Origin of the sequence: Archangium sp. Cb G35 (assembly GCF_001896145.1) — a bacterium.
GTDB lineage: Bacteria > Myxococcota > Myxococcia > Myxococcales > Myxococcaceae > Archangium > Archangium violaceum.
This window is the reverse complement of record NZ_MPOI01000006.1, coordinates 510,874-521,874: the sequence shown is the minus strand read 5'-3', so window position 1 is coordinate 521,874 and position 11,001 is coordinate 510,874. Positions and strand designations below refer to the sequence as shown.

The following is an 11,001-nucleotide window of genomic DNA, read 5'->3' as shown; positions in this document are numbered from 1 at the left end:
TTTGCCCATCCCCCACACCCTCGAGGCCTGCCCATGAGCAGCAGAGTGAACCTGCTCGCACCCAAGGTGCGAATGAACCCCTATCCCCTCTATGCCGAGCTGCGCCAGAGCGCCCCGGTGAGCCAGGTGGATCCCGGCGGGCTCTGGGCCGTGTCTCGCTATGCGGACGTCATCACCGTGATGAAGAATCCGCAGCTCTTCTCCTCGGAGGGCATCCGGCGGACCTACCGCCCGCCGTGGATCTCCAACTACCCCATGGCGGACTCCATGCTCGTCATGGATCCGCCGCACCACACCCGGCTGCGCTCGCTCGTCAACCGCGCCTTCGGGGCCTCCGTGATGACCCGGCTCGAGCCCCGCGTCCGGGAGCTCGCCCAACAGATCGCCACCGCGCTGCCATCGGGCCAGACGGTGGACTTCGTGGACGCCTTCTCCATCCGCGTGCCCATTGCCGTGCTGGGAGATCTGGTGGGCATTCCGCCCTCGCTCCATGCGCGGCTCAAGCAGTGGGCGGAGGTGATGACCCAGTTCACCAGCGTGGGCCCGGAAGACACCGCGTTGCAGGAGCGCATCCGCGCCGCGGTGGCCGAGGCCCACCAGCACTTCGAGCAGGTGGTGGAGGAGCGCCGCCGCGCGCCCCGCGAGGATCTGGTGAGCGACCTGTTGCGCGCGCGCGTGGACGGCGAGGCCCTGACGCCGGTGGACCTGATGGGCTTCATGTTCCTGCTGCTCATCGGCGGCCTGGAGACGACCGTGCACCTGCTGAGCGGCAGCGTCCTGAAGCTCCAGGAGGACCCCGCGCTGATGGCGCGGCTGCGCGCGAAGCCGGAGCTCATCCCCCGCTTCATCGATGAAATGCTGCGCCACAGTGGCCCGGTGCATGGCGTGGTGCGGCTGGTCACCGACGAGGTGGAGCTCGGCGGCGCGCGCATCCCCCGGGGAGAGCGGCTGCTGCTGCTGCTGGCCTCGGCCAACCGCGACGAGGCGCAGTTCCCGGATCCGGACCGCTTCGACCTCGAGCGCCCCGGTGTGCAGAACCTGCCCTTCGGGCATGGCGTCCACTTCTGCCTGGGCGCCCAGCTCGCGCGGATGGAGGCGCGGCTGGCGTTGGAGGCTCTGCTCGCCCGCTTCACCCGGCTGTCGCTCGGAGAGAAGCCGGCGCGGTGGAACGTCTCGCTGGTGATGCGGGGGCCCACGCTGCTGCCCCTCGCTGCGCATACGGACTGACGGCTAGCATGAGCGCCTCTCCTTTTCGCTGAAGAGGCAGCCCGATGAGCAGCCGAGTCAATCTGCTGGCCCCCGAGGTCCGCGCCAATCCCTACCCCGTCTTCGCCGAGCTGCGCCGCAACGCGCCCGTGAGTCAGGTGGATCCGGGAGGCCTGTGGGCCGTCACGCGCTACGCGGATGCGGCGGCCGTACTGAAGAATCCCCAGCTCTTCGCCTCCGAGGGCTTCCGTCAGGCCTACCGCCCGGCGTGGTTCTCCGACTACCCGATGGCGGACTCCATGCTGGTGATGGATCCACCGCACCACACGCGGCTGCGGGCGATCGTCAACCGCGCCTTTGGTCCCCCGGTGCTGAGCCGGTTGGAACCGCGCATCCGCCAGTTCGTGGAGCAGCTCGCCGCCGGACTTCCCACGGGCCGCTCCGTGGACTTCGCCGAGGAATGGTCCGTGCGCATCCCCCTGGCCGTCATGGCCGACCTGCTGGGACTGAGCCCCGAGGTGCACCCACGCCTCAAGCGGTGGGCGGAATCCTTCGGCACGTTCACCGGCATCGGGCCCAACGACACCGAGCGGCAGGAGCACATGCTCGCCACGGTGGCCGAGGCCCGCCAGCACTTCCAGCAGGTGCTGGAGGAGCGCCGCCGCGAGCCGCGGGATGACCTGATGAGCGATCTGCTCCGGGCGCGCGTGGACGGCGAGGCGCTGACGGACGCGGAGCTGATGGGCTTCATGTTCCTGCTCGTCGTGGCGGGGATGGAGACCACGGTGCACCTGATGAACCACTCCGCCATCCGCTTCCGGGACGAGCCGGAGCTGATGGGGCGGCTGCGCGCGGACCGCTCGCTCATCCCCCGCTTCGTCGAGGAGATCCTCCGCTACGAGCCGCCGGTGCATGGCATCTTCCGGGTGACCACGCAGGAGACGGAGCTCGGCGGCGTGCGGCTGCCCAGGGGCGCGCGGATGCTGGTGGTGCTGTGCTCGGCCAACCGCGACGAGGCGCAGTTCCCCGGCGCGGACCGCTTCGACCTGGAGCGCGGCGGACCCCAGAACCTGCCCTTCGGCCATGGCATCCATTTCTGCCTGGGTGCCCAGCTCGCACGGCTCGAGGCCCGGTTGGGCACGGAGGCGCTCGTCACCCGGTTCTCACGGCTGTCGCCCGGAGACGGGCCTGTGAGGTGGAACTCCTCACTGGTGGTGAGGGGGCCGCTGTCCCTACCGCTCGTGGCACACCTCGCCTGAGTGCCCCTACGATGGGGCCCCCCCAACCCCCGAGGTCAACCGATGAGCAGTACCGGTCGAGTGAACCTGCTGGCCCCCGAGGTCCGTGCGAATCCCTACCCCGTCTACGCCGAGCTGCGCCGCAACGCGCCCGTGAGCCAAGTGGATCCGGGGGGCATGTGGGCCGTCTCGCGTCACGATGACGTGCTGTTCGTCCTGAAGAATCCCCAGCTCTTCGCCTCCGAGGGCTTCCGCCAGGCCTACCGTCCGCCGTGGATCTCCAACTACCCGCTGGCGGACTCGGCGCTGGTGATGGATCCGCCGCGCCACACCCGGCTGCGGGCCCTCATCAACCGCGCCTTCGGGGCCTCCGTCATCACCCGCCTCGAGCCCTTCGTCCAGCAGCTCGCGACGCGGCTCGTCGCGGCCATTCCCGAGGGCCGCCCGGTGGACTTCGTGGAGCACTTCGCCACGCCCATGCCCATGGGCGTCATCGGCGAGCTGCTGGGCCTGTCTCCCGAGGTGCACCCGCGCCTCATGCACTGGGCGGAGCACCTGGCCCGCTTCACCGGCATCGGCCCCAATGACACCGAGAAACAGGAGGCCATGCGCGTCACGGTGAACGAGGCCCGGGGCCACTTCGAGCAGGTGCTGGAGGAGCGCCGGCGCAACCCGGGCGACAACCTGGTGAGCGATCTGCTGCGGGCTCGCGTGGAGGGCGAGGCACTGACGGACACGGAGCTGCTGGGCTTCATGTTCCTGCTGCTCATCGGCGGACTGGAGACGACGCTGCACCTGCTCAGCCACTCCGCCCACCGGCTCCACCTCCAGCCGGAGCTGATGACGCTGCTGCGCGAACAACCCATCCTCATCCCCCGCTTCATCGAGGAGGTGCTGCGCCACGAGCCGCCCGTGCACGGGATGATCCGCCTGGCCTCCGAGGAGGTGGAGCTCGGCGGGACGCGCGTACCCAAGGGCGCGCGGGTGCTCATCCTCATGGGCTCGGCCAACCGCGACGAGTCCCACTTCCCCAACCCGGACCACTTCAACCTGGACCGTCCCGGTCCACAGAACCTGCCCTTCGGGCATGGCATCCACTTCTGCCTGGGCTCGCAGCTCGCACGGCTGGAGGCCCGGCTGGCCGTGGAGGCGTTGCTCGCCCGCTTCTCCCGCCTCACCCCGGGAGACGCACCGGTGCAGTGGAATTCCTCGTTGATCGTCCGGGGCCCCGCGAAGCTTCCGCTCGTGGCCCATCCGGCCTGACGCCGGAGTGCGCCCGGCTGCCCTGCCTTCTTTGGGACACCTCCGGAGTGCCTGCCCGGTCTCGTGGGCGTGTCCATGCTGTACGAAAGGCAGGAGGCTCCCATGTTGACGCTCGATACCGAACTCTCCACCGCTCGAGCGGTCGCCGCCCGGGCGGCCCCCGCGCTCGCCATCATCGAAATGCCCGGCAGGCAGGGTGTCGGTTTCGTGGTCTCGGCCCAGGGCCAGCTCGTCACCAACCTGCATGTGGTGGCGGGCGCCGAGGAGATCCACGTCCTGCTCGCCGACGACCAGATCCTCCAGGTGGAGCAGGTGCTCGCCCTGGACGAGAAGAGGGATCTGGCCGTGCTGCAGTTGCCCGTGCACGGGCTGGAGGCGCTCCGGCTCGACGGCCAGGCCCACCCGGGCGAGGGAGACGCCCTCTTCATCCTGCTTCCCGCCGGTGGCGGCATGCTGGGGCTGATGGAGACACGCGTGCAGGCGGTGCAGGTGCTCGATGAGTCCCTCACCTTCCTCGAGCTCGAGGCGGCCCTGCCGGAGGATGCGTCGGGCAGCCCGGTGTTGGACGCCGCGGGCGCGCTGGTGGGCGTGGCCACGTGCGCCTTCGCGGACGGGCGGCCCATCACCATCGTCATCCCCTCCCGCTACGTGGAGCCACTGCTGGAGCAACAGGCCACGCTGCCGCTCTCCACGCTCGCCCTGGCGCGGCCCGTGGCCTCGCGTCAGCGTCAGGTGCCCACGCACCCGCTCTCGCTGCTGGAGGGCTGCGCCACGGACAGCGTCGAGGAGATCGCCCTCGCCATCATGCAGGCCATCCAGCTCGGGGCGCCCGCCTACAACCAGGGAGACCCCGAGTCCTGCTACCGCCTCTACGAGCGCACGGCCGAGCGTCTCATCCAGGAGCGCCCGGACTGTCCCGGTGCCCAGGCCGCCCTGCGTGAGGGGCTCCTACGGTGCACGCGGCTCGACGGCGCGGACGCGTGCGCCTGGGCCCTGCGCGACACCTTCGACGGGTTGCTCCACGTCATCGACCGCTGGCTCCAGGCCCAGGCCGCCTTCGCGCGCATGTCCGCCCCCAGGTCGTACCTTCAGTGAAGTACTCCGTGACCAGGGGAGACGACCCCTTGGGGATTCCGTTCAATCCCCGACGCCATGGGTACTCCGCCCTCCCCGCGGTACCTGTGGGTAAATCCCCACCCACCGGGGTGTGGCCGACCCGTAGTAAGACGGTCGGTGGACGCAATCCACCTCGCCGAGGAGCACATGCGAGCCCTGCTCGTCCCATCCGGGAGCATCGATCTCTCGCCCATGGAGCACCTGCTCCGCCAACTCGGCGTGACTCCGACGCGGGCCAGGGATGACGAGGCGGCCATCACGGCCTTCCACCTGTCTCCCTATCCCCTGGTGCTGGTGGGAATGGATGAAGCGGGAGACCGCATCGTGCTGGTGCGAGCGCTGCGGGCCTGCCCGCGGGGGACCCAGGCCTCGCTCATGCTGGTGGCGCGCCCCGAGCAGGTGGAGAAGCTGCAGCCGCTGTTGGAGGCCGGAGCGGACGACTTCCTGCTGCTGCCGTTGGACGAGGCCTCGGCGACGCTGCGGTTGCGGCTCGCCGAGCGCCGGTCCGCCGAGCGGCCACAACCGTTGCCGGACGACTTCGAGCTGGACGGGCTGTGCGCGGTGTTGCTGCGGGAGAGCCCGGTGCCCACCTGCATCACCACGCGCGAGGGCAGTGCCTTCGTGGAGGTGAACGATGCCTGCACGCGGCTGTTCGGCTACTCGCGCGAGGAGATGCTCTGGCGCACCGCGAAGGACCTGAACCTGTGGGAGACGCCCCTGGAGCCGGATCGCCTGGGCGCGCTCTTCCGGGAGCAGGGCGTGCTGCGCGGGGTGGAGTCGCGAGTGCGTTCCAAGGATGGGGAGATGCACCACGTGCTCGTCTACTCGGGCATCGCCGAGTACGCGGGCACGCCGCACGTGGTGACGATGTTCCCGGACCTGACCGAGCGCAAGCAGATGCAGGCGCGGCTGCTGCTGTCGGACCGGATGGCCTCGGTGGGCACACTGGCCGCCGGCGTGGCGCATGAAATCAACAACCCGCTGGCCTACGTCACGGCCAACCTGGGCTACGCGCACGAGGAGTTGGTGCGTTTGCTGGAGCGAGGGGCCGCGGCGCCACCGGACAGCGCTCCCGCCACCCATCCGCTGAAGGCGGTGTGCGTGGCGCTCGGTGAGGCGCTGGACGGCGCGGACCGGGTGCAGACCATCGTCGGAGATCTCAAGACGTTCTCGCGCGACACGCAGGAGCCGCTGCGGGCGGTGGACGTGAAGAAGGTGCTGGACCGCACGCTCAACCTGGCGTCCGGGGAGATCCGCCACCGGGCGAAGCTGGTGAAGGAGTATGGGGAGGACGTGCCCCTGGTGCGTGGCAACGACTCACGCCTGGGGCAGGTGTTCCTCAACCTGCTGGTCAACGCCGCGCAGGCCATCCCGTCCGACGGGGATGCGGAGCACCATGAGATTCGGATCAGGACGCGCCTGGTGTCCCCCGGGAAGGTGTCGGTGGAGGTATCGGACACCGGAGCGGGCATCGCGCCGGAGTTGATGGGCCGCATCTTCGATCCCTTCTTCACCACGAAGCCACCGGGAGTGGGGACGGGGCTGGGCCTGTCCATCTGCCACAACCTCATCCACGCCATGGGTGGGGAGATGCATGTACAGAGCGACCTGGGGCGGGGCACCACCTTCCAGGTGTTGCTGCCTTCGGCCACCACGGCGATGGAGCAGGCCGGACCGGAGTCGAGGCCTGGCGTGAGCAGTGCCGGAGGGCCGAGGGGACGGGTGTTGGTCATCGACGACGAGCCAATGCTGTGCACGGCGGTGGAGCGGATTCTGAGGCCGCACCACGACGTGGTGTACACGACGCTGGCGGCCGAGGTGCTGCCGCGGCTGGAAGCGGGCGAGCACTTCGATCTCATCCTGTGTGATCTGATGATGCCGAAGATGAACGGGATGGACTTCCACGCGGCGTTGCAGCGGCTGAGGCCAGAGCTGACGGGACGGGTCATCTTCCTGACGGGCGGAGCGTTCACGGCGCAGGCGAAGACATTCCTGGAGCGGGTGCCCAACCGCCGGGTGGAGAAGCCTTTCAACGCGCGGGCCCTGCTGGCGGTGGCGCGCGAGGTGATCGCCACCGTCAGTTGAGACAAGGAACAGTCAGGGCAGTCGCCCGGGCGGCGAGCGCCTACTGGTTGGGCAGCGACCGCTCCTGGAGCTCGTCGCGAAGCAAATGAAGGAATACAGAATCCCAATGAACTTCATCCGCTGTGGTGGGAGATGAGCGACGGACGTGCTTGGGAGGGCAACATCAAGGCGCGCCTGTACGAGCGGGTCCGCGACCTCGGCTACGACTCGCTCACCGCCTTCGCCGAGGCGCGCCCAACCGCTTCGCTGCTGGCGCTAGCAGACGAGCTTGGCCCTGATGACATCGCGGCAGTGCAGGTGTTCAGCGGGTTGGTGGCCGAGGCGGAGCGAAGCCGCAAGGTCACGCGTTTGGTGCGCGGGCAACTCGTGCGCGAACTCGCTGAGGCACTCCCCAACGGCTGGCCGGCCGTGCTGGACGACGAAAACCGCCTCAAGGCTGCCATGGCGCTCGCGCATTGGAGTGCCTACACTCCAGAAACTCATGAGGAGCGCGTTGACAAGGTCGGTGATTTGCTCCTCGCCACGCCGCCTCCTCCTGGATGGCTCCCGCGCGGACCCAATGACGAGCTGCTGCTGACGCTCCTGCCCGACGAAGAAGCCTGAACTTCACTCCTGGAGAGGACCATGAGCGAGGGCCAGTCCTGGGAGGGTAACTGGAAGGTGCGCCTGTACGAGCGGGTTCGTGACCGCGGCTACGATTCGCTCACCGCCTTCGCCGAGACGCGCCCCACCGCTTCGCTGCTGGCGCTGGCCAAGGAGTTGGGTCCGGACGACATCGCGGGCGTACAGGTGTACAGCGGACTCCTGGCCGAAGCGGAGCGGCGCAAGCAGGTCACACGCCTTGTGCGCAGCCTGCTCGTGCGAGAACTCTGGGCGTATCTCCCAAAGGGCTGGCCAGCTGTGCGCGACGACGCCAACCGCTTCAAGGTCGCCAAGGCACTCGGATTGTGGAGTTCCTTGATCCCAACCACCCATGAGAAACGCGTCGAGCAGGCGAGGGCAGTGCTCCGCGCCACACCACCGCCGCCCGGTTGGCGCCCGCTCGGACCGGACGACGAGCTGCTGCTGACGCTCCTGCCCGACGAAGAGGCCTGAGCTTCTACGAGCGGTGTACCGCTGACCGTACTCAGACGCGCGAGTCGCCCTCGAGCGGTTCCTGCCCGGAGACGAGCAGCGCGGTGCGCTGGAGGCGCTCGGTGCTCAGCTGCGAGAGCGCCTCGCGCACCCCGGGCTGCACGAGGATGTGCTTCTCGAAGGACTCCCGGTCCAGCCGCAGCAGCGTGCAAGACGAGTCCGTGCGCACGGTGGCGGTCGCCGGCAGTCCCAGCATCATGGACAGCTCGCCGAACACGTCGCCCTCGCGCAGCATCGGGTACTGGCTGTCCTTCCCACCCGGGTGACGGTGCGTCACCCGGCACCGGCCCCGGAGGAGCAGATACAGGGCCTCGCCCCGCTGGCCCTGGTTGAGCAGCGTCCTGCCCGCCGGCTGCGTCTCCAACTGGAAGCCCTGGGCCGCGGCCTCGCGCTGCTTGGGCGTGAGGGTGGCGAAGAGCTTGTTGCCGCGCAGCACGTTGGCCAGCAGCCGCTCCTGGTGGAAGGAGCGCAGCACCCGCCCCACCGAGGCGTCCCGCTGGACGAGCCGCGCCACCATCGCCCGCGTCAGCTCCAGCACCACGGCCCGCTCGGCGGCCACCACGCTCGCCAGCCGCGGGCTCTTGGACAAGAGCGCCATCTCCCCGAAGAAGTCCCCCTCGCCCATGGAGGCCACCTTGCGCCGCTGGCCCCCTTCCAACTGCCGCACCACGTCCACCCGCCCTTCCACGATGGCGAACATGGACGTGCCCGGCTGCCCCTCCATGACGATGGATGCCCCCGCCTCGAAGGTCTTCAGCTCCAACCCCTCCAGCAGCGCCACGAAGGACTCCTGGCCCAGCTGCGAGAAGATGGGGATGCGCGGCAGCGCCGCCAGCGCCTCGGGCCGAGCCGCCCTGGAGGGCTCGGGCGCCACCGCCACCGGCACGGTTTGAATCACCCGCGCCGGCTGCTCCATGCGCCGCGCGTAGAGCTCCGCCAGCATCCGCTGCGTCTGGCCATGCCTCGGGTCGATCTGCAGGATGACCTTGCACAGCGCGATGGCCCTCAGCAGCCAGCCCTGCTTCGCCCACTCACCGGCCACCGACGCGTAGATCCCGATGGCCTCCTGCCTGCGGCCCAGCCGCTGCAGCAGTTCCGCCACCTTCTGGCGGCTGGCCAGGTCCTCCGGAGCCGCGCTCGTCACGAGCCGGTACCCGGCGAGCGCCTCCTCCAGCCTCCCACCCGCGAAGAGTTGAGCGGCCCTGTCCTTGTGCTCCCGAAGACTCTCGATCATGGCGTGACTCCCTGATGGGCTCCCGCGGCGCTTTCCCGGCCCGCGAACATCTCCCTTCTCTCACGGAGCCCCTGACCCGGAAGTGACGCAGCCGACACCCCGCGAGTGAGGTCCGTCACAACGTCATCGAGGGATCGCGCCACTCCAGCCGGTAGAGTGTCAGGGCCTTCTCCTTGCCCTTCACCTGGACGGGAGGCAGCTGCTGGACGGGCCAGTCCTTCGCGCTCCAGCGCTGGAAGGTCGTCTCGTTCATGCAGATCTCCCCGTCCTTGGCGGCGGAGCACACCCGGCTGGCCACGTTGGTGGCGTCTCCAATGGTGGCGTACTGCACGTACTGCTCGGAGCCGATGTTCCCGGCCGCCACCCGGCCCGTGTTGAGGCCCACGTGGATGTTCAGCTCGGGCCGGCCCTGGGCCCGCCAACGTGCGTTGAGCTCGGCCAGCGCCCGCTGCATCTCCACCGCGGCGCGCACCGCCCGGTCCGCGTCGTCCGGGTGGGAGAACGGCGCGCCCCACACCGCCATCAGCGCGTCACCGATGTACTTCTCCAACGTCCCCTCGTACCGGAAGACGATGTCCGCCATCACCGGGAAGTAGTCGTTGAGCAGATCCACCACCTGCCGGGGCTCCAGCGTGGAGGAGAGCGCGGTGAAGCCACTGATGTCCGAGAAGAGGACCGTCACCTCCGTCTCGATGGTCTCCAGCGGACCGCCCCTGGCCATCTGCAGCTTCTTGAGGGTGGCCGGAGGAAAGAAGCGCAGGTAGACGTTGCGCAGCACCGCCTCCTCCTCGATCCGCTTGGAGAGGAGCGAGTTGTCGAGCGCGATGGCCGCCTGGTTGGCGAAGGCGGTGAGGAACTCCAGGTCCTCCTCGCTGAAGCCGTTGGGCCGCGAGAGGTTGTCCACGTACAGCACGCCGAGCACCTCGTCCCGGGGCTTGAGCGGAGCACACATGGAGGCCTGGATGGACTGGAGCACCACCGAGGCGGCGTCATCCAGGCGGGGATCCAACCGGGCGTCGGAGAAGAGCGCCGCCACGCTGTGCGAGCGCACGTAGTCGACGATGCGCTGGCTGTAGAACGGACCGGAGGGAGCCTCGCCGGACGCGGTCCGGGCCACCCGGGGGACCAGGCGCCCACTGGCGGCATCCACCAGCAGGATGGCCGCCCGGTCCACCTCCATGATCTGGAAGACGAGGTCCAGGATGCGCTCCAGCAGCGCGTCGATGGAGCCGGGCGAGGAGAGCAACTGGCTCACCTTGAGTAGCACCGCCAGCTTGTCGGTGGCGCGGTTCTCCCGGTTGGCGTGCCGCACCTTCAGGGCCGAGCCCTCACCGGGCTCCGAGTGCCGCTCCAGCAGCTCGTCCATGGAGCCGGGAGAGAAGCGCGTGTGGAGCGGCTGCACCTGCGTGGGCGACAGGTCCACCGGCAGCGGGACCGAGGAGGACACCAGCTTGAAGCGGACCTCGCCACACCGGAAGGCCTCGCCGCCCCGCAGCTCGTGGCGCTCGATGCGGGCCTCGTTGACGAACGTCCCGTTCTTGCTGTTCAGGTCGACAAGGAGGATCCGCTCGCCCTCGCGCTCTATCCGTGCATGCCGCCGGGACAGGCTCTTGTGGAGCACGCAGATGGTGCTCTCCTCCGTACGGCCGATCGTCACGGAGCCTTCGGGGAGCTCGAACACCTGCTCATCCAGCAGGCCCGGATTCATGATGAGCTGCATAGACA

Annotated in this window: 9 protein-coding genes; 7 read left to right on the top strand and 2 right to left on the bottom strand. The window is 69.2% G+C overall.

Annotated elements, in window-relative coordinates; all coding sequences use genetic code 11:
• Positions 1-33: 33 nt before the first annotated feature.
• The 7 genes from BO221_RS20960 (at position 34) to BO221_RS20930 (ending at position 8,003) form a co-directional block, all read left to right on the top strand.
• A complete protein-coding gene (locus tag BO221_RS20960) occupies positions 34-1,227 on the top strand; it encodes a cytochrome P450 (RefSeq protein WP_073562239.1) in 1,194 nt (397 codons plus the stop codon).
• Between the two features lie 44 nt (positions 1,228-1,271).
• A complete protein-coding gene (locus BO221_RS20955; protein WP_073562238.1) occupies positions 1,272-2,465 on the top strand; it encodes a cytochrome P450 in 1,194 nt (397 codons plus the stop codon).
• Between the two features lie 42 nt (positions 2,466-2,507).
• On the top strand, positions 2,508-3,707 hold the full coding sequence (locus BO221_RS20950; RefSeq protein ID WP_073562237.1) for a cytochrome P450: 1,200 nt from the start codon (positions 2,508-2,510) through the stop codon (positions 3,705-3,707).
• A 102-nt stretch (positions 3,708-3,809) separates the two neighbouring features.
• Entirely contained in the window at positions 3,810-4,802 is a 993-nt protein-coding gene (locus tag BO221_RS20945; RefSeq protein ID WP_083681233.1) for a serine protease, read from the top strand.
• 138 nt (positions 4,803-4,940) lie between these two features.
• A complete protein-coding gene (locus tag BO221_RS20940) occupies positions 4,941-6,908 on the top strand; it encodes an ATP-binding protein (protein WP_233166181.1) in 1,968 nt (655 codons plus the stop codon).
• 132 nt (positions 6,909-7,040) lie between these two features.
• On the top strand, positions 7,041-7,511 hold the full coding sequence (locus tag BO221_RS20935; protein ID WP_073562235.1) for an NUDIX hydrolase: 471 nt from the start codon (positions 7,041-7,043) through the stop codon (positions 7,509-7,511).
• Positions 7,512-7,532: 21 nt separating this feature from the next.
• Complete coding sequence (locus tag BO221_RS20930) at positions 7,533-8,003, top strand: NUDIX hydrolase (protein ID WP_073562234.1); 471 nt, start codon at positions 7,533-7,535, stop codon at positions 8,001-8,003.
• 31 nt (positions 8,004-8,034) lie between these two features.
• On the opposite strand, the gene BO221_RS20925 is transcribed toward BO221_RS20930, so the two are convergent.
• The gene (locus BO221_RS20925) at positions 8,035-9,276 is read right to left on the bottom strand and encodes a cyclic nucleotide-binding domain-containing protein (protein ID WP_073562233.1); all 1,242 of its coding nucleotides are present in this window, start codon (positions 9,274-9,276) and stop codon (positions 8,035-8,037) included.
• Between the two features lie 115 nt (positions 9,277-9,391).
• Positions 9,392-10,996: an adenylate/guanylate cyclase domain-containing protein gene (locus BO221_RS20920; RefSeq protein WP_073562232.1), complete on the bottom strand. Its 1,605-nt coding sequence runs from the start codon at positions 10,994-10,996 to the stop codon at positions 9,392-9,394.
• Between the last annotated feature and the right edge of the window lie 5 nt (positions 10,997-11,001).